This is a genomic window from Enterocloster aldenensis (assembly GCF_003434055.1).
Lineage (GTDB): Bacteria > Bacillota > Clostridia > Lachnospirales > Lachnospiraceae > Enterocloster > Enterocloster aldenensis.
In genome coordinates this window covers 341230-361032 of the sequence record NZ_QVEX01000002.1, presented here as the reverse complement: position 1 = coordinate 361032, position 19803 = coordinate 341230, and the positions used below count along the sequence as shown (strand labels likewise).

Here is a 19803-nt window from a genome sequence, read left to right as displayed (position 1 = left end):
AAGGTGGCTTTAGCAATGGCAGATGTATTATCCCAAAGTCAGATAGACGCGCTTCTTAAGTCCATGCAGGGCAGCGGGCCTGAAGAAGAGGTGCAGGCGGTTGAACAGAAGACAGAAGCAGAAGAAACAAAATACAGCAAATATGATTTTTACAGTCCAAGGAAGTTCACCAAGGATAAGATGAAAATACTCAACAGTGTCTTTGAGAACTATGCCAGGATACTGACTTCCCAGGTTAACGGCATATTCAGGGTGCTGACCGATATTACAGTGCTGGAGGTCCAGGAGCGCAGATATTATGAGTTTGTGAATTCGCTTCATGAGAATGACAGCATCACCATGGCTAACGCGGAAATCCAGGATAAGATTAAGAACAGTGTCCCCCTTATGCTCCACGTCACCCCGGGGCTTGTGATTACGCTAATCAACCACATGCTGGGAGGCGGTGACGAGATTGTCAAGGTAGAGCCAAAATACCGCTATTCGGATGTGGAGGTGGCGTTATACCGGCGGGTAGTGGAATATTTTGTCCTGGCCTTAAAGGATGGGTTTTCCAATTACATTAATGTCAACTTCAAGGTCCAGAGGGTAGAGGAAAACCCAAGCATGGTCCAGGAGGTGGGGCTGGATGAAACCGTGGCCATCGTGCACCTGAATGTGGATGTGGCCGGATTGGCGGTGGAAAAGATAAAGCTTTGCATACCCGGAACCCTGCTTGAGTTCATTTTCCATCTGATAGACAGCCGCAAGCACATAGCCAGGGGCTTTGCCTATGAGGATAACAAGGAAGTAATCCTGGATCATATCCGTTTCTCCCAGCTTCCCATCACCGGGCAGCTGGGAACCGTGGAGCTGGGCCTTCGGGATCTGGCGCAGCTCCAGGTGGGCGATGTAATCAGCCTCAATAAACCCAAGGACAGCCATTTGAAGGTATTTGTGGGGAGACAGCCCTGGTTTACCGGAAAGATGGGAGTTTATAAGAAAAATGTGGCAATCCGTATAGAAGACAGAATCTATGCCGGGCCGGAGAAAGAACGGGATACGGAAATCCTGTATGAGTAAAAATACAAATTTAAAGTGAGGGAAAGCACAATGGAAAAGATTATGTTGGTAGATGACGCTGCATTTATGAGGATGATGATTAAGAATGCATTGACACAGAAAGGCTACAGCAATTTTGTGGAAGCCCAGGACGGGGCGGAAGCCGTGAAAAAGTATGATGAGGAAAAACCGGACCTGGTCATCATGGATATTACAATGCCCAACATGGACGGACTTCAGGCCCTTAAGAAAATCAGGGAATCAGATACCTCCGCCAAGATTGTCATGTGCACGGCCATGGGCCAGGAGAGCATGGTTGTGGACGCCATCAAATCAGGCGCTAAGGATTTCATTGTAAAGCCCTTTAACGCCGAGAGGATTGTCCAGACCGTTAATTCAATTTTAGGCAAATAAGGAGGAAGGAAGATGGCATTTTTAAGCTCATTCGATATCTGCGCCTCCGGCATGAGCGCGCAGCGTGTAAGGATGGATGTCGCTGCCGAGAATATAGCCAATATTGACACGACCAGGACAGAGGCAGGAGGACCGTACCGGAGAAAGGACGTGATGTTTGAAAGCTACGGCGCCGGCTCCTTCCAGGAAGCCCTGCTAAGCGCCTCCCAGGGAAAGGGCTTTGCCAGCAGGAACGCGGGAGTAAGGGTATCAGGTATTGTTGAAGATGACAGGGAGATGAAGATGGTGTACAACCCCAGCCATCCGGACGCGGACGCGGATGGATATGTCAGCATGCCCAATGTGGATTTACTGAAAGAGACAGTTGACAGTATGTCGGCCACCAGGTCATACGAAGCAAATGTAACAGCCCTGAACGCGATGAAGCTGATGGTACAGAAAGCTCTGGAGATTGGAAAGTAAAGGCGCAGGTTAAGACAGATGATACAAGAAGGAGATAAAAATGGGCGTTAGCGACTTTAATGATATGGAACTGGACGCCATAGGCGAAATAATGAATATCAGCCTTGGTGCGTCCGCCACAGCGGTTTCCACCATGCTGGGCACAAAGGTGAACATTACCACACCGGTGGTGCGGGTGCTGACAAGCGATGAATTTGAGTTCAAGAGCCTGGAGCCGGCGGTAGGCGTGGAGATAGCTTATACGGAGGGCCTTGAGGGCAGCAATATCATGATGTTCCGCCGCAACGACGTGCGGATTATCGTGGGGATGCTCATGGGGGCTGATATACCAGATGAAGAATTTGAAATGAATGAAATTAATGTGAGCGCAATCTGCGAGGTCATGAACCAGATGATGGGATCTTCGGCCACCGCGCTCTCGGAATTTCTTGGGAATCCCGTAAACATATCTACGCCTGTTTCTTTTCCGATTGAAAGTGAGAATAGTTTTAAAGAAAAATATTTCACCTCCGGCGTCAAGATGGTGGTGGTCCGTTTTTCCCTGGAGATAGAAGGAAAACTGGAAAGCGAATTCCTGAATATCATGTCGTCCAAGCTGGCAAAACACCTGCTGGAACCCTTTGAAATCAGTTTCCAGCAAGCGGAACAGTACCAGATGGAGGAGGATGCGAGAAAGCAGGCGGAGGCAGAAAGGCAGGACGGGGAAGCGCATGAGGCGCAGACACCATCCATGCAGGAGATGCAGGCGGCGCCCGGACAGGAGATGCAGGCAGCGCCCGCGCAGGAGTTGCAGGCAGCGCCCGGACAGGAGATGCAGGCAGCGCCCGCGCAGCAGATGCAGGCGGCGCCTGGGCAGCAGATGCAGGCAGCACCCGCGCAGGAGATGCAGCCCCCGCCCGCGCAGACGCCCAACCAGCCCCAGTTCTCTGACGGCGCTGCCCGGACCGGGGCGCAGACGGTGCCGGAACCTGTCCGGGAGCAGCCTCAGTATGTTCCCCAGGAAGGGCCGGTCCAGCCTCAATATGCCCCGCCCATTGGCCAGCCTGTGATATACCAGTCCGCCCCGGACCCGGTCATGCTTCAGATCCTGAACCAGATGCAGCAGTCCCAGGCCCAGATGATGGAATTCATGAAGGACATGAAGGTAAAGGAAAAGCAGCAGCCCCCAAGGGAGAACATCCTGCTCCATCCGGTTAACCCACCGCAGATGGAGACCGGACTGGAAGCAGGGGCAGAGGAGCGTGCCAACCAGGAAATGCTGATGAAGGTCCCGCTGGAACTTTCAGTGGAAGTGGGAAGGACCAAGAAACTGGTTAAGGACATATTGGAACTGACCCAGGGGTCCCTGGTGGTATTGGACAAGATGGCAGGCGAGCAGGCCGACCTGTTCGTAAACGGTCAGTGTGTTGCAAAGGGGGATATCGTGGTGGTGGAAGATAATTTCGGCATCCGTATCACAGAGATTGTGGCCAGGGACCTGAACCCGGAAATCTTATGATGAACGACAGCTTTTTTTCATTGGCAGGCGCAGTGCTTACCGTGGGATGCATACTGTTCCTGGCATATTGGTGCAGCCGGCTCATGGGAAAGACATATATGAAAGCCACATCCGGGCGGAACCTTAAAATTATTGAACAGGTCCGGATCAGTGCTGACAAGCAGATCCTTCTTGTGAAGCTGCAGTCCCACATGTACCTTATCGGCGTCAGCCAGGCGGGTATCCAGCTGTTGGAAAAGCTGGAAGAGGAATACAAGGAACCAGAAGAAAGGGAGGAGACAGATGAATGATCTTCTTGCCGGCCTGAACGGAGGCAATGTCCCGGCGCTTGATTTGATATTCATGATTACCCTGGTAGCTTTGCTGCCGTCCATTGCGGTCATGATGACCTCCTTTACCAGGACCATCATCATATTGTCATTCACAAGGAACGCCATGGGAATCCAGCAGACCCCTCCCAATACGGTCCTGGTAGGGATTTCATTGTTCCTGACCCTTTATATCATGAGTCCGGTCATCGGCAGGGTCAATGCCGAGGCTTATGAACCCTATACCCGGGGCGAGATAACCCAGATGGAAGCAGTTCAGAGGATGGGTGTTCCTGTAAAGGAGTTCATGCTCAGGAACACGGAAAAAGAGACCCTGGACCATTTTGTGGAAATGTCCGGAACCCAGACAGAGGAACATGTGGAGGACTATCCCTTTACCGTGGTGACCCCTGCTTTCATGACCAGCGAACTGAAGCGCGGGTTTGTGGCTGGATTCCTTATCTATCTCCCCTTCCTGCTGATTGATATCGTGGTAGCCACCACCCTGATGTCCATGGGTATGGTGATGCTTCCGCCCACCATGGTTTCCCTTCCCTTCAAGCTGCTGCTGTTTGTGACTGTTAATGGCTGGGAACTGCTGTTTTCCAGCATTGTCAGGAGTTTCCGTTAGGAATCCTGAGTCAGGAGGTAATTATGAGTAATTTACAGGTGCTTGACATCATGTACCAGGCATTCCAGCTGGCCCTGAGACTTTCCATGCCTTTCCTGCTGGTGAGCATGGCCGTGGGCGTCCTGATTGCCATATTCCAGGCCGCCACCCAGATTAATGAGCAGACCATGACCTTTGTCCCGAAGCTTCTGGCCATCCTGGCCATGATGGGAATTCTGGGCAGTTCCATGCTTGTGATGCTTCAGGACTTTACCCGACAGGTGTGCGCCATGATAGCGGGAGGTTAACAGGGAATGCTCATCTTATTCTCCCTGATTGTCATGCGCATGAGCGGGGCCATTGCCTTAAATCCCATGTTCGGAAGGACCAATCTGCCCTCCTCTGCAAAGGCAGGCTTTGTGTTTCTTTTGTCCCTGTTACTCTATACCACCGGAGGAGCCGGCCTGTACCGTGAACCTGCCAACCTGCCGGAGTACGGCGTCATGCTGCTGCTGGAGCTGTTTGTTGGCTTCACCCTTGGGTTTGCAATGGAGCTGTCGGTCATGGTGGTGCGTTTCGCGTCGTCCGCAATGGATTATGTGATGGGCCTTAACATGGCTCAGATATATGACCCCCAGTACAATACCCAGATGACAATCACGTCGGGAATGTACTATGCCTTTCTGATGCTGCTGTTTTTTGCAATGGACGGCCATCTCAGGCTTCTTGAGATATTCTACGGCTCAGCCCGTCTCATACCCTTTGGGGCGGTGCGCATAAGCCCGGGGCTGGCAATGGCTGTCCTGGACATGTTCCGGCAGAGCATTGTCATGGGACTTCAGTTCGCCCTGCCCGTGGTGGGCATGGAACTGGTTGCGGAGACCGCGGTGGGCATCCTTATGCGGATCATACCACAGATAAATGTGTTTGTGGTCAACTTCCAGGTAAAGATTATCGTGGGCATGCTGATGCTCCTGTTCCTGTTTTCGCCCATGTCGGACAAATTATATGATGTCCTGGATTACATGTTCCAGTGGCTGGACCATATGGTCAGGCTCATGGCCTGAGGCAGGCGCAGGGAACAACCTTTCCCAGAAGGCCCGTGAAGGGGCGGATGAAGGGAACGGGGGCCGGAGAGGAACGGGGCCCGGAAAGGAACGGAACGCAGGAAGGGAGTGAGGGACAGTGGCCGGGAGCAGCGGACAGGAAAAGACAGAAAAACCAACCAGTAAGCGCCGCAATGACGCCAGGAAGGAAGGCAATGTATTCCAGAGCAAGGACATAACCACGGTCATCCTCCTCTTAGGCGTATTCTGGATGATTCGGTTCATGATGCCCTACATCTATAAGAATGTAAGGTCGTACATGGAATGGATGCTGGAAGGCGTGGGAAGGAATCCGCAGGAGCTTCTGTCTTCCCAGCTGTTTTCAGTGACCGTGGTCACCTTCCTGAAATGTGCGCTGCCCCTGCTTCTGGCCGCCCTGGTTCTGGGCATCCTGGCCCATGGGGCGCAGACCCGTTTCAACGTGTCCTTTCAGGTGGTAAAACCAAAATTCAGCAAGCTGAATCCATTTACAGGCATAAAAAAACTGTTTGCCCTGAAAAATGTCATAGAGCTTGTGAAGAACCTGTTTAAGACCACCCTGCTGTTAATCCTGCTCTATAACCTGATAAAGGGCGACCTTGTGCCGGTGGCCAGGATGATTGACATGCAGCCCCAGGTCTCGGCTGCCTATATGTTAAACATGGCCTTTGACCTGGTGGTCAAGGTCAGCATGGCGTTCGGCGTAGTGGCTTTCTTTGATTTCCTTTACCAGCGCTGGGAGTATGAGCGGGACCTTAAGATGACCAAGCAGGAAGTGAAGGATGAATTCAAGCAGACAGAGGGCAATCCGGAGATTAAGGGACGGATACGTAGGATCCAGCGCCAGATGGCCCTCAGCAGGATGATGCAGAAGGTTCCCCAGGCAGACGTGATTGTCAGGAACCCCACCCATTACGCGGTAGCCCTTAAATACGACCCCAGCCATCATGGCGCGCCGGTGGTGCTGGCCAAGGGCCAGGATGAACTGGCCCTCAGGATTGTCAGGGTGGGGGAGGAAAACGGGGTTTATATCACGGAGAACAAACCTCTTGCAAGGGCATTATACGCCTCCTGTGAGTTGGACCGGGAGATACCTGCCGAGTTCTACGGGGCAGTGGCGGAAATCCTCCTCTATCTCTACCGGACCGGGCGCAGGGAAGATATGTTCAGATAAACGAATCGGATGGAGTTACGGATGAAGAAGATACTGAGTTATTCGGTGGTACTTTTTGTACTGATTATCATACTGCTGTTAATCATACCGCTGCCGGCCGGTCTGGTGGATGTGGCGATTATATTGAATATGTCCCTTTCCATGATGATCCTGGTAACGACCATGACCATACGGGAACCCCTGGAGTTTTCCATTTTCCCGTCCCTGCTGCTGGTGACCACCCTGTTCAGACTGGGAATCAATGTTTCCACAACCAGGAACATCCTGACCAATATGGGCTCATCGGGCCAGGTCATCAGGGCTTTCGGGGACTTTGTGCTCAGGGGAAATGTGGTGGTGGGTTTCATCATCTTCCTCATCATTGTACTGATGCAGTTCATTGTTATCACAAAGGGCGCCGAGCGTGTGGCTGAGGTTGCCGCAAGGTTTAACCTGGATGCCATGCCGGGCAAGCAGATGGCCATTGACGCCGACTTAAGCTCCGGGCTAATAAGCGAGCAGCAGGCCAAGGAGCGCAGGCAGAAAATCCAGCGGGAAGCGGATTTCTACGGCGCCATGGACGGAGCCACCAAAATCGTCAAAGGCGACGCTGTCATGTCCCTGATTACAACGGCTGTAAACCTGATTGGAGGAAGCATCATCGGGATTGTCCAGTCCGGGGAATCCATAGGCGATGTGCTGAACACCTATTCCATCGCAACCGTGGGTGACGGCCTGGTGTCCCAGATACCGGCTCTGCTCATATCCACGGCCACGGGCATGATTGTGACCAGGGCCGTGTCCGAGGGTAGCCTGAATGAGGACATATCAAAGCAGTTCATGGCCCAGCCCTATTCCATCATGATCAGCGGCGTGGCCATGGCTGTCATGACCATGATTCCGGGCATGCCTGTGGTCCAGCTGGGAATGGTTTCCGTGGGGCTTTTAGCCAGCGGATACTACCTTTCCAGGAAAATCCAGGCAGAGCCGGCCCTGTTAGGCGCTGCCGTGTACCAGGAGGCGGAAGGGGAACTGGCGGCCCTGGAGGAAGCGGCTGCCTCCAGGCCCGTGACAGAGGATGAGTATTACAAGGATGTAAACAACGTATATAACCTTTTAAGCGTGGAGCCGGTGGAAATGGAATTCGGATACAGCCTGATTCCCCTGGCGGACGAATCCGTGGGAGGCAGGCTGATTAGCCGCATTGTGATATTCCGCAGGCAGTATGCCCAGGACATGGGATTTGTCATTCCTTCCATCCGTTTAAGGGACAGTTCCGCCTTAAGCACCAACCAGTACTGCATCAGGATAAAAGGCGAGGAGGTGGCCCGCGGGGAAATCCTTATGGATTATTACCTGGCCCTGGAGCCGGAACATCCTGAAAAGGAAGTGGACGGCATAGAGACCGTGGAGCCGGCCTACGGAATCCCCAGCCGGTGGATCCGGCCGGAGGACAGGGAACGGGCCGAGGTATACGGGTACACGGTAATCGACCCTCTGTCGGTCATGGTCACCCACCTGTCGGAGGTCATACGCCAGCATGCATTTGAACTGATTACCAGGCAGGAAGTAATCCATCTGGTGGGGAATGTGAAAAAGACCGCACCGGAGCTGGTGGAGGAGGCATTTCCCGGACTTATCCCATACAGCCTGTTCCAGCGCATACTCACCAGCCTGTTAAAAGAGGGGGTTCCGGTCAAGGACCTGGAAACCATCATTGAAACAATGGTAGAGGTTGTATCTGAGACAGGCCTGCCTGTAAAAGACATTGACACCATCGTGGAGCGCATAAGGACTTCCCTTAAGCGCACCATTACCCGGATGTACTGCGAGGACGGAAGCATGAAGGTGCTTACCCTTGATTCAGAGCTGGAACGCACCATGGTGGGCTCTATCTCAAAAGGAGAGGGAGGGTATTATCTGGCCCTGAACCCGGACATACTTCAGAGCCTCATACGGCAGATGGCGGAACAGCTCAGGAAGTTCAGCGGATTTACCCAGAATCCGGTTATACTGACTTCCCAGATCATGCGGGTGCATTTTTACCGCCTGATTGAGCAGTTTTACCCAAAGGTGCGGGTGCTTTCATTTAATGAAGTGGCAAATAATGTCCAGATACAGTCAATCGGCAGCCTGAAGTTAGAAGGACCGGGGCTGCAGGATGGCTGACAGTGAAGGATGATTTGATATGCAGCAGTTGGATGGATTGAAGGAAAAGACAAATGAAGAGCTGCTGGCCATGTATGACAGGGACAGGCAGCTGGAAGTAAAGCAGGAGCTGACGCTCCGGTATCTCTACATAGCCAAGGCAGTGGCAATCCAGATGCATAACCTGTATGCGGATTTCATGCAGATGGAGGATATCATCAATGAAGGCGCGATTGCCATTATGAAGGGAATTGAGCGGTATGACCCGGAACGGGATAATAAATTCGAGACATTCATCTCCAGGCGCATCAGGGGGATGATTATTGACATTATCCGCAAGAATGACTGGATGCCAAGGAATTACCATAAACAGCACAGGTCCATTGAGGACGCCAGGACAGAACTTTCGGACCGGCTGGGGCGTCCGCCCACGGATGACGAAATCGCAGGCCATCTGAAAATGGACATCAGGAAATGCCAGAGGCTTCAGAGGATGAGCACCATGGTAAACGTGCTTTCGCTGGACATGGTGACAAACAGGGAGGAGGAAGGGCAGTCGGTCCAGATACCCAGCGGCGACATGGACCTGCAGCCTGAAACAGCGTATATGAGGGAGGAAGCGGTCAAGACCCTGACAGAGGCGGTGAACAAACTGAAGGAAAAGGAGCGGATGGTGATTTCACTCTATTATGTGGAGGATTTAAACATGACCCAGATAGCCCAGGTGCTGAATGTCAGTGAACCGCGTATTTCCCAGATCCACAGCAGCGCCATCCGGAAACTCAAGACTTACATGAACACCTATATCTACGAATAGGAACAGGAGGAAATGCCATATGTACCAGGGATTTTACAATCTCACATCCGGAATGCTGACCCAGAGCCGGAATCTGAATGTCATCAGTAATAACATGGTAAATGTCCAGACATCGGGCTATAAGCGGGACACCATGGTCACCAGCACATTCCAGGAAGAAATGCTGTACCGGACCGGGCGGCATAACAAGGGAAACCCCACGCCTCTTTCCGTCACATCCAAGATAAAGACAGCGTCCAGGACCTATGTGGACTATGACCAGGGAAGCTTTGAGCAGACAGACGGAATCTATGATTTCGCCATTGGGGGCAGCGGCTTTTTCTGCATACAGACCCCGGCCGGAGAGCGTTATACCAGGAATGGTTCCTTTGCCGTGGATGAGGAAGGGTACCTTACGCTGCCCGAGGCGGGCCGGGTGCTTTCGGAAGACGGCCAGCCCATACGGATTGACGACGAGAACTTCAGCGTGGACGCCGGCGGCAATATCACGGTGCGTGAAAGACAGACGGATTCAGGAGAGGATTCCCAGGAGGAGCCCCAGCTTAGGCAGTTAGGCACCATAAGGGTAGTTGATTTCGCGGACTATGAGCAGCTGCACAAGGAGGACAACGGACTGTTCTCAACGGCCCAGGCGCCTGCGGCGGCCCAGGAGGAACGGCCCCAGCTTATCTGGAAGAGCGTGGAGAAGTCCAACGTGGATATGGTGGACGAGATGACAGCCATGATGACATCCCAGAGGGCCCTTCAAAGCGCGGCCCAGGTGCTTAAGATGTATGACCAGATTATGAGCAAATCCGTGACAGATATAGGAAGATTGTAGGGAGGATACATATGAACCAGTCATTTTACGTAGGGGCGCTGGGAGCCGGGAACTGCACGGAAAAGCTCAGCGTGATTTCCAATAACCTGGCCAATGCGAACACCAACGGCTTTAAGCCAAAGACAACCGTGTTTTCGCAGTTGCTCAATTATAACCTCAATGACAGTGAGGGCGCGGTGACAGAGCTGCAGGCAGGGGCGGGCATGAAGGTCCAGAGGACCTATACCGGCTTTGACACATCAGGGCTGACCCAGACAGGAGGTTCCATGGATTATGCCATCCTGGAGCCCAATGCCTTCTTCATGGTGCAGGACCCGGCCACAGGGGCTGTCAGTTATACACGGGACGGACAATTCCACAGGGCGGAGCGGGAAGACGGATTCTATCTCATGACAGGCTCGGGCAAGCTGGTGCTGGACCAGAACCGGGAGCCACTTAAGGCGGAGGTCCCGGATGTGGATAAAATCCAGGCGGAAATGGGGGAAGAGGATGAAGACGAGATTGAGGACGAGGAGGATGAGGAAGACGAGGAAGATAAACCCAGGGTCAGCCTCTACACCTTTGCCAATCCAAGCCGTCTGACCAGCGTTGGGAATAACGAATACATTCCCACGGACCAGGGCGCCCAGCCCATCCTTTTAGAGAAGGCCTCCGTCACGTCAGGGGCCCTGGAGGTGTCCGGCACGGACATGGCCAAGGAAATGGTCCGGCTGATTGAGTGCCAGCGCGCATTTACCTATGCCCTGCGCATGGTGACCACCTCGGATGAGATAGAGGGTACCATTAATACCCTGCGCGGCTAACGACAGCGGGGAAACTGAACGGAAGAAAGCGAGGCACACATGAAAATCAGGAATTTTGAGGATCTGAACCTTCAGGAAGTGGACACGATGAGGGAAATCAGCAGCATCGGCACCAGCCATGCGGCCACGGCCCTTTCCAAGTTCCTCCAGAAGGAAATACGTATCACCCTTCCCCAGGTCAGCATCCTGGGATATGAGGACGCGGTGGACCGTATCGGCAACATTGAGGAAGTGGTGGCTGCCACACTGGTAAAGATGGACGGGGATGTGGACGGGTTAATGCTGTTTCTTTTCAACATGGATTTTGCCAATACGGTTTTGGGAAAACTTCTGGAAAAAAACTATACCTCCTTTGAGGAAATGGACGCATTGGCCTATTCGGCGCTGGAGGAAGTGGGAAACATCATCATCTGCTCTTATATCAACGCTTTTTCACAGCTGGTGGACATGAACATCCATCTGTCCGTTCCCAGCTCCACGGTTAACATGCTGGGCGGAATACTGACAGTGCCCATTGCCGAATACGGTTATGAGACCGATAAGCTGATGTATTTCAATGCAGATTTTGTCATGGAAGGAAAACGGCTTTCAGACTGGCTGCTGATGCTTCCTGATATCCGTTCACTGAATGATATTCTGGGGAAGCTGGGTGTTTAGGGATGACAGAAAAGGAACTTAAGGTGGGAATCGGGGACATGAAATTCACCAGGGATGAGGGCAGGATCATCACATATGCCCTGGGCTCCTGCATCGGCATATCATTTTACGACCCGTTTTTGCGGCTGGGCGCCCTGCTCCATATCATGCTGCCGGCCCATAACGGGGTTTCCGACCCCAATATTTATAAATACGCGGATTCCGGTATCCGTGAGACAATCAGGAAGCTTATGGCCTTTGGAATGGTAAAAGCCAGGACAACGGTTAAAATCGCAGGCGGCGCAAAGATGTTTGAAATCAGCGGAAACGCGGATTTCGGCAATATCGGCCAGAGGAACGCCGCCATGGTAAAGAAAATACTGGCAGATGAAAACATGAGGATTGTGGCTGAGGACACAGGCGGTACATATGCCAGGACCATGCTTCTGCAGCTGGAAAGCGGGGATGTCATAATCCGGACATTTGGGAAACCTGAAAAGCATTTATAGAAAGGAGTTTTGGTTATGCAGAAAGAGAAGGAAGGCATCCTGCTGGAATCCGGGACAAATGAAATTGAAATCATGAAATTTACTGTCCTGGGGGAGTTCTATGGAATTAATGTGGCAAAGGTAAGGGAAATCATCATGAGTGAGAAGGTAAAGCCCATGCCTCACGCCCACCCGGCTGTGGAGGGAATCTTCAAACCCAGGGAATCACTGATAACCGTCATCAACCTTGCGTACTATCTGTCCGGGACACGGCCGGAAAACGGGGCCAGGGATTTATTCATCGTGACTAATTTCAACAAAATGACAGTGGCCTTCCGGGTACAGGGAATCGAGGGAATCAGCCGCATCTCCTGGAAGGACATACAGAAGCCGGATAAGACCATTGCCAACGGGGATGAAAGCGTTGCTACCGGCATTGCCCAGTGCGAGGGGCAGCTGGTCACCATCCTGGATTTTGAGAAGATTGTTGCGGAGATAGCGCCTGAGACCAGTATCCAGGTCTCGGAGATTGAGGCCATGGGAGACAGGCCCCTGTGCGAATCCCCCATCCTGATTGCGGAGGACTCCATCCTGCTCAGACGGATGATTGACGATTCCCTGGAGCGGGCAGGATTTACCAACATCATGAATTTCAACAACGGACAGGAGGCATGGGATTACCTTTTATCCATCAGGGATGACAATGACCTGTATGACAAGGTGAACCTGGTCATAACAGACATCGAGATGCCGGAGATGGACGGACACAGGCTGACAAAGCTGATTAAGGATGACCCAAGGCTTAAAAAGCTGCCCGTGGTCATATTCTCATCCCTGATTGACGAGCAGATGCGCAGGAAGGGCAGGGAGCTGGGGGCGGACGAACAGCTGGCAAAGCCGGAAATCGGCCATCTTGTATCCATTCTGGACGAACTGCTTAAGAAGTATGCCCAGGACATGGGAAAATTCCAGGGACAGAAAAACGCGTAGGAGGAAAAGGACATGAGATATGAGATGACAAAAGACCTGGAGACAGGCAACGCCCTGATTGACAGTGAGCACCGGCAGCTTTTCAAGGCAGTGAACGACCTGTTGGACGCCTGTTCCCAGGGAAAAGGACGCAGCCAGGTGGAATCCACCCTGGATTTCCTTGTGTCCTATGTGGCCAAGCATTTTGGGGATGAGGAAAAGCTTCAGGTACAGACCTCCTATCCGGGTTATGCTGCCCACAGGCAGTTCCATGAATGGTATAAAGGCGAACTGGCCGGGGCTGCCCGGGATATCAAGACCCAGGGCGCTTCCATTGCCGCGCTGAACAGTCTGAACCAGATGGTTGGAAAGCTGTTAATGCATATCAGGACAGATGACAGGAAGGTTGCCCAGCATGTAAGGCAGTCCTGACCAGAGGGACGGACAGAGGAACAGCGCATATTGATGGAAAGAAGATGAAAACAGTATGGATATAAGGAAAATCGTGGATTTGAATGAGTTCCAGCGGATACAGGACCTGTTTTCCGATGCAACGGGGCTGGCCGCCATTGCCGTGGATTCCCAGGGGGAGTATATTTCCAGGGGAAGCAATTTTACGGATTTCTGCATGAAATATACAAGGGGAAACGGGGAAGGCCTTAAGCGCTGTGAGAAATGCGACAGGGAGGGAAAGGGTTCCTATTACTGTCATGCAGGACTTATGGATTTTGCCGCGGACCTGGTGATGAACGGGGAGAAGGTGGGGGCTGTGATTGGCGGACAGGTCCTTCCCCAGAAGCCGGACCCTGAAAAATTCCGGAGGATTGCCAGGGAGCTGGGTATTGACGAGGAGGAGTACCTGAAGGCCCTGGGTAAGGTGCCTGTCCGGTCTGAGAAAATGATACGTTCGTCGGCAGAGCTGTTTTCCACGGTCATGAACCAGTGGATTAACCTCAGCTATTACCAGAAGATAAACCAGTCAAAGATGCAGGTGTTTAACCAGGAGTCTCAGAAGGTCCAGGACGCGGTAGGGCAGATTAAGACCAAGACAAGGGAACTGGAACAGACCGCCACCATGGAAAAAATGCTGTCGCTGAACGCGTCCATTGAAGCAGGGCGCGCGGGCCGGGCCGGAGTGGGGTTCAGCGTGGTGGCAGAGGAAATCGGCCGGATGGCCAATGAATCATCTGCTGTGTATGAAGCAATCCATGAGCTGGTGGACAGTGTGGAGGAGTCCATTGAGAAGATGGGAAAAGTTGATTTTGATTAGAGGCAGCGCGGCCCTTATCACGGCGGCCCTTGTCCTTGGGGTTCCTGTCTGCGCGCACGGGGCCCAGGAGGGCACCTGGGACCGGTCGGAGGATGGAAAATACTGGATGTATTTCTATTCCCCCGGCAGTCCGGCAGAGGATGAATGGATTGAGGACCAGGGGAAGGAATACTACGTGGATTCCAAAGGCCGCATGAAGACGGGATGGGTAACGGACAAACGAGATAAAAACAAGTACTACATGGGGGAAGACGGTGCCAAATGCTTTAACATGTTCACACCGGATGACCACTATGTGGGACCGGAGGGTCTTATCCTGGAGTCCTTTGACACCTACCGGAAGGCAGTTAAAAAGCAGCTGGAAAGGCTGATGAAGGATAAGGCATATAAAGAAAGGGACAACGCCCCGCGCCCCGGTTTCATGCTGTGGGACATAAACGGCGACGGATACCGGGATGTGGTGGTGACGGACCAGGTGCAGCCGCCCGGACGGGTGGTCCTGACATCTGTATGGGACCCTGCGGAGGAAGAACTGGTGCCTGCCTCAGAGGCGGACCTGGACGGTCCGGAGAAATCCTTCCTTTCCTATAACCAGGACAGCCAGTCCGTGTGGCTTACCATTGCAAATGGCAGTGGCGAGAGGGACTGCTTCCAGATGGAGGACAATGGTTTCCGGTTTGAAAGCGTATGGCATTTTGAACTGGAGTATGATGATTGGGGAGACCCTGTATATTATGTGAATGGGCTTACGTGTGATTTGGAGGAATGGACCCTCGCCCTTGCCCAGGCTGACCAGGAAGCGGGCTCTCCGGTGACGGAAGGGCTGCTTCCCCTGGACGCGGAAACGGTGAAACAAGCAGTGGACCGCAGTCCCGGGGATGAGCTGCCTTTGTGGCAGCCGTAAAACCAATATCATATATAAAATAAGATTGAATTCGGAGGTAACGCTTTGGCTACTATCATAACAGTTTCCAATCAGAAGGGCGGGGTGGGGAAAACCACCACTTCCGCTGCATTGGCTGCCGGGATTGCGGCAAAAGGACTGAGGGTATTGGGAGTGGACCTGGACCCCCAGGGAAACCTGGGCTTCTGTCTGGGCGTGGAGACGGCCAATGGGCCCACGGTTCTGGACGCGTTAAAGGGCACGCTTCCGGTACAGGAAGCCATCTGCCGGACAGAATACTGCGATATACTGACCGCAGACATCACCCTCAGCAGCGGGATAGAGCGGACATCCTCCGGTCCAGGGGAATGTATACTGAGGGATACGCTGGCACCGGTGATGGAGAAATACGATTACATCATCATCGATACACCGCCGGCCCTTAACCTCCTGACAGTGAACGCCTATGCTGTTTCCGATTACCTGATCATACCACTGGCGTCCGATATCTTAAGCCTTGTGGGGCTAGCCCAGCTTAAGGAGACCATAGAGTCTGTCAGGGAGAGCTTTAACCCAGGCCTTAAGGTCATGGGAATCCTTCTGACCCGCTTTAATAAGCGTACCCTTCTCTCCAGGGATGTGCTGGAGATGGCCCAGCAGCTGGCGTTGCAGATTAACACGGTTGTGTTCCGGACCAAAATCCGCACCGGGGTGGCCATCGCGGAAGCGCCTGCCCACGGCGAAAGTATATTTGACTATAATCCAAGATCGTCAGCCGTAAAGGATTACCAGGATTTAATCCAGGAAGTTGGGGAGGCCATCCACATAAAGGAGGTGATGGAGCGTGCCAAGGAAGACCAATAAGACATCCCATGTACTGAACCTGATTACCAATGGAAGCGCCTCGGAACAAGAGGCTGCTGCAGATGAAAAAAAGGAGGAGGCCCAACAGGAGAAAAAGGATGCGGTGACCGGAGCAGCCCAGGGTGAGTCATCAAAAGAGACGGTCCAGGGTGGGTCGCCCAAAGAGACAGTCCAGGGCGGGTCATCAAAAGAGACGTCCCAGGGCGGGGCGCCCAAAGAGACAGACCAGGGTGAGTCGCCCAAAGAGACGTCCAGGGAAGCGTCGCCAAAAGAGGCGTCACAGGGTGCGGCCAATCCAAAAGAATCCATATCAAGAATCACGGCCAATGGCGATAAGACTGTGATTGTGGTAAATGAGACCAGCCAGAATGACAATATTTCCAATAAAATCCTGGACAGGCTAACGGACCAGCTGGAGGAAGAGATTCAGGGAAAACTGGATCATTACCATATGGTAAATGTGATGGAGCAGATTCTGATGCGGATGAACCTGAAGCAGTACCTGAAACAGTATGACGTATGTATGTGCAGCCGCTGCCAGGCGGATGTGATGGCCCTTATCCTGACCAGGCTGCCTGCAAAGTATGTTGTGGTGGACGAGAGCTCCACGGCTCCCATCATCGGATTCTATGAAAGCAAATTCAAGGTAAGGATCCTCACGGAAATCATCAAGGCATGCATGGATGTAAAAGAAAAACCAAGACACGACCGTTCCGGTCCCTATGACAGGTAAAGAATGAAGGATGAAGCGTTTAAAATAAAAAAGTGCGCGGGTTGATTAAACTTGGGCACTTTTTATTATTTTTCTTTAAAACCCGCCGATAAATAAATTATAGATAGCAGGACTATGCGTTACCGGCAGCAGGATTCCTATACACCGGGCAAACGCAGGAGATGGATAATCATTTAGCAGCGGATGTGAGAGGAGAATACAGATGGCAAGTGTATCAGGAGCAACAAGCAGCCTTGGGAATACCAGTTTAAGAGGGTATGGCGGTCTGGGTTCCGGAATTGACCGGGATTCCATTATCGAGCAGATGACGGCCGGAACCCAGTCTAAGATAACAAACCAAAAAAATAAGATGACAAGCCTTGGCTGGAAGCAGGAGGCATTTCAGGCGGTGAGCGATAAGATGCTGGCTTTGCAGGATAATTATTTTTCCTTTGCGTCAGGCACCAACCTTAAGTATCCCAGCATGTTTGCCAAGAACCAGATTACGGCCATGGGGGATTCGGATATCACCAAGTTCGTGTCGGCCACAGGGTCTTCCAATATGCTGGACTATTTATCAATTTTAGGGGTAAAGCAGCTGGCCAGTTCCTCAACGCTCCAGTCTGCTTCCAAAGGCACTTCCTCCATCCATACAGGCATAACTCAGGACAGCCTTACCAATCCCGTGTATAAAAGCTCCCTGCTGCAGGGAAGACAGCTTAGGTTCGGGACATACAGCGGGGACCAGTACCAGTCGGCAGGTATATTTACCTTTCCTTCTTCCTATAAGGATAAGGATGGGGACGGCAAGGACATAACCGTGCCGATTGACTATACCATAGACCTGGATGCAGCCGTGGAAGTGGACGGGGTGTCCATGACGGGCGGAGAAAAGCTGGCCATGCAGCTGAACAAGGCATTGTCCCAGTCCGGCATCAAATCAGGAGAGGATTCTATCTCAGATGTGATGGAATTCGTATACGCAGATGGCAAGATGAATCTGCAGACCAAGGCAGGAAAGACCACCAATCTGGTGATTAACTCCAGTTCAAGCGCCCTCACCGCCCTGGGATACAATCCCCAGAACGCGGACGGAACAGACAAGACGGTTTCAGACGGAATCAGCCTCAGTGAATTTAATGCAAACCAGAAGCAGTTGAACGACACGTATGTAAACAGGCAGACCATGACGCAGTATCTTACCGGGAAAAAGCTTACAATCAGTTTCGGAGGCCAGACCAAGGAGATAGAATTGGTGAAAAGCGGCGATACGTTTGCGGACCTGGACGATTTAAAGGATATCATACAGGGCAGGCTGAACCAGGCGTTTGGTACGGACAATATTAAAGTGGCCGGAGGCACCCGTTATGGCGCGGATGGCAATCCTGTCATTGGGACTGACGGCAATCCTGTTATTGACCCGCTGTCCTTTGAACTGGGAAGCAATGCCTCGTCCAACCAGACACTTACAGTTACCTCTGACAACGCAGAAATCAGGAATGTCCTGGGAATACAGAAGGGAGCCAGCAATAAGCTGAACCTGGAAGGCAGCATCAGGGATAATATAGAGAAGCTGATACCTGGAGATGGGCCTGGCGCAGAGACGAAGCGGGCGCAGTTCCTTAACTCCCTGGAGACAGACGGCCTGGTGATTAACGGTGTGAAGATTAACGGCGTCACGGCCGATACCAGTATCCAGGGTATGATTGATAAGATTAACGCCAACAAAGATGTGGGGGTCAAGGCTTCCTACCTTAGCAGCACAAACCAGTTTGTACTGATATCATCTGAGACAGGCAGCGGCAGGGAGATTCAGCTGGAAGGGGCCTCCGAGGATATGTTCGGGGCCGTAAAGGATGCAGCCGGCAACTATACAGACGGAAATTTTGAAATGGGAAAAAACGCCCAGGTCCTGGTCAGCTACGGCAACGGAATCAATACAATGATTGAGAGTTCATCCAATACCTTTGACCTTGAGGGACTGAGGGTTACGGTGTCCCAGGAATTCGGCAATGTGACCCAGGATACCGGCGGGGTTTGGAATTCCGACCGGTCCAAGGCCGTCACCTTCAGCGCCAAAGCCGATGTGGACGGCGTGACCGAGACTGTCAAAAAATTCATCGAAGAATACAATGAGATGATTAAGGAAATCAATACCCAGGTCACAACCAGGCCGGATAAATCCTACGGGCCACTGACCGAAGAACAGCAGGAGGAGATGTCGGAAAAATCCATTGAGAACTGGGAGAAGAAGGCCAAACAAGGGCTGCTCTACAATGACGCCACCATGCGTGCCCTGAGCCTGGATATGCAGGGGGTGCTGACAAACCTGATGGCCAGCGGCGCCAACTACAAGGATCTGGAGGAGATGGGGATTACCATTTCCGATGATTACCTGGACGGCGGCACTATCACCTTTGACGAGGCAAAGTTCAAGGCAGCCATGACCAGCGACCCTGAAAAAGTGTCTGACGTATTTACCGGGGGCGGGGACATCAAGAAAGGGCTTGCCAGCATCATAGAGGATACCCTGACGCCTTACGCCACCAAATACGCCAACAGGAACGGAAACTCCTACGGCCGCCTGATTGAGGAGGCTGGTTCTGAAAAGATACCGCTTTCAATCATGAACAACCAGATTTATAAGGATCTGAAGGAAATGCAGAGTGTCCTGGATACGCTGAATGCAAGGCTTGCCAGTGAACAGGACCGTTACATCAGCCAGTTTACCACCATGGAGACATTGATTAACCAGATGAATAGCCAGGCCAGCTATCTGGCCCAGTTCCAGGCGTGATGGAAGGCATGCTGCATCTGTCAGG

22 protein-coding genes are annotated in these 19803 nt (G+C 52.4%); all 22 read left to right on the top strand.

Annotation, left to right across the window (positions count from 1 at the left end; all coding sequences use genetic code 11):
• Positions 1-15 precede the first annotated feature (15 nt).
• The 22 genes from DWX59_RS08040 (at position 16) to fliD (ending at position 19778) form a co-directional block, all read left to right on the top strand.
• A complete protein-coding gene (locus DWX59_RS08040; protein ID WP_117557859.1) occupies positions 16-1062 on the top strand; it encodes a flagellar motor switch protein FliM in 1047 nt (348 codons plus the stop codon).
• Positions 1063-1092: 30 nt separating this feature from the next.
• The gene (locus DWX59_RS08035) at positions 1093-1455 is read left to right on the top strand and encodes a response regulator (protein WP_002577856.1); all 363 of its coding nucleotides are present in this window, start codon (positions 1093-1095) and stop codon (positions 1453-1455) included.
• A gap of 12 nt (positions 1456-1467) precedes the next feature.
• A complete protein-coding gene (flgC, locus tag DWX59_RS08030) occupies positions 1468-1917 on the top strand; it encodes a flagellar basal body rod protein FlgC (RefSeq protein WP_117557857.1) in 450 nt (149 codons plus the stop codon).
• Between the two features lie 40 nt (positions 1918-1957).
• A complete protein-coding gene (gene fliN / locus DWX59_RS08025; protein WP_117557855.1) occupies positions 1958-3415 on the top strand; it encodes a flagellar motor switch protein FliN in 1458 nt (485 codons plus the stop codon).
• Positions 3412-3705: a flagellar biosynthetic protein FliO gene (locus tag DWX59_RS08020; RefSeq protein ID WP_117557853.1), complete on the top strand. Its 294-nt coding sequence runs from the start codon at positions 3412-3414 to the stop codon at positions 3703-3705. The genes fliN and DWX59_RS08020 overlap by 4 nt, the downstream gene beginning before the upstream one ends.
• On the top strand, positions 3698-4354 hold the full coding sequence (gene fliP / locus DWX59_RS08015) for a flagellar type III secretion system pore protein FliP (RefSeq protein WP_117557851.1): 657 nt from the start codon (positions 3698-3700) through the stop codon (positions 4352-4354). Before DWX59_RS08020 ends, fliP begins: the two co-directional genes overlap by 8 nt.
• Before the next feature lie 23 nt (positions 4355-4377).
• Positions 4378-4641 (top strand): flagellar biosynthetic protein FliQ, encoded by a 264-nt coding sequence (locus DWX59_RS08010; protein WP_002577861.1) that lies wholly within the window; start codon positions 4378-4380, stop codon positions 4639-4641.
• Between the two features lie 6 nt (positions 4642-4647).
• Positions 4648-5400 (top strand): flagellar biosynthetic protein FliR, encoded by a 753-nt coding sequence (locus tag DWX59_RS08005; protein ID WP_117557849.1) that lies wholly within the window; start codon positions 4648-4650, stop codon positions 5398-5400.
• Positions 5401-5518: 118 nt separating this feature from the next.
• Complete coding sequence (gene flhB / locus DWX59_RS08000; RefSeq protein WP_117557847.1) at positions 5519-6592, top strand: flagellar biosynthesis protein FlhB; 1074 nt, start codon at positions 5519-5521, stop codon at positions 6590-6592.
• Positions 6593-6613: 21 nt separating this feature from the next.
• Positions 6614-8740: a flagellar biosynthesis protein FlhA gene (gene flhA, locus DWX59_RS07995; protein ID WP_117557845.1), complete on the top strand. Its 2127-nt coding sequence runs from the start codon at positions 6614-6616 to the stop codon at positions 8738-8740.
• A gap of 19 nt (positions 8741-8759) precedes the next feature.
• Complete coding sequence (locus DWX59_RS07990; protein ID WP_117557843.1) at positions 8760-9536, top strand: sigma-70 family RNA polymerase sigma factor; 777 nt, start codon at positions 8760-8762, stop codon at positions 9534-9536.
• 19 nt (positions 9537-9555) lie between these two features.
• Complete coding sequence (locus DWX59_RS07985; protein WP_117557841.1) at positions 9556-10356, top strand: flagellar hook-basal body protein; 801 nt, start codon at positions 9556-9558, stop codon at positions 10354-10356.
• An 11-nt stretch (positions 10357-10367) separates the two neighbouring features.
• Positions 10368-11159, top strand: coding sequence for a flagellar hook-basal body protein (locus DWX59_RS07980; RefSeq protein ID WP_117557839.1), 792 nt, complete (start codon positions 10368-10370; stop codon positions 11157-11159).
• Positions 11160-11198: 39 nt separating this feature from the next.
• The gene (locus tag DWX59_RS07975; RefSeq protein WP_117557837.1) at positions 11199-11816 is read left to right on the top strand and encodes a chemotaxis protein CheC; all 618 of its coding nucleotides are present in this window, start codon (positions 11199-11201) and stop codon (positions 11814-11816) included.
• Between the two features lie 2 nt (positions 11817-11818).
• Positions 11819-12304, top strand: a complete 486-nt coding sequence (locus DWX59_RS07970) for a chemotaxis protein CheD (RefSeq protein ID WP_117557835.1) — start codon at positions 11819-11821, stop codon at positions 12302-12304.
• A 15-nt stretch (positions 12305-12319) separates the two neighbouring features.
• Complete coding sequence (locus DWX59_RS07965) at positions 12320-13273, top strand: chemotaxis protein (RefSeq protein WP_117557833.1); 954 nt, start codon at positions 12320-12322, stop codon at positions 13271-13273.
• Between the two features lie 12 nt (positions 13274-13285).
• The gene (locus tag DWX59_RS07960; RefSeq protein WP_117557831.1) at positions 13286-13684 is read left to right on the top strand and encodes a bacteriohemerythrin; all 399 of its coding nucleotides are present in this window, start codon (positions 13286-13288) and stop codon (positions 13682-13684) included.
• A 55-nt stretch (positions 13685-13739) separates the two neighbouring features.
• Positions 13740-14522, top strand: a complete 783-nt coding sequence (locus DWX59_RS29900; RefSeq protein WP_117557828.1) for a PocR ligand-binding domain-containing protein — start codon at positions 13740-13742, stop codon at positions 14520-14522.
• On the top strand, positions 14491-15426 hold the full coding sequence (locus tag DWX59_RS07950) for a hypothetical protein (protein WP_117557827.1): 936 nt from the start codon (positions 14491-14493) through the stop codon (positions 15424-15426). Before DWX59_RS29900 ends, DWX59_RS07950 begins: the two co-directional genes overlap by 32 nt.
• Positions 15427-15471: 45 nt before the next feature.
• Positions 15472-16269, top strand: a complete 798-nt coding sequence (locus tag DWX59_RS07945; RefSeq protein WP_117557826.1) for a ParA family protein — start codon at positions 15472-15474, stop codon at positions 16267-16269.
• Positions 16250-17002: a late competence development ComFB family protein gene (locus DWX59_RS07940; protein ID WP_117557825.1), complete on the top strand. Its 753-nt coding sequence runs from the start codon at positions 16250-16252 to the stop codon at positions 17000-17002. Before DWX59_RS07945 ends, DWX59_RS07940 begins: the two co-directional genes overlap by 20 nt.
• A gap of 202 nt (positions 17003-17204) precedes the next feature.
• Complete coding sequence (fliD, locus tag DWX59_RS07935) at positions 17205-19778, top strand: flagellar filament capping protein FliD (RefSeq protein ID WP_117557824.1); 2574 nt, start codon at positions 17205-17207, stop codon at positions 19776-19778.
• Positions 19779-19803 lie beyond the last annotated feature (25 nt).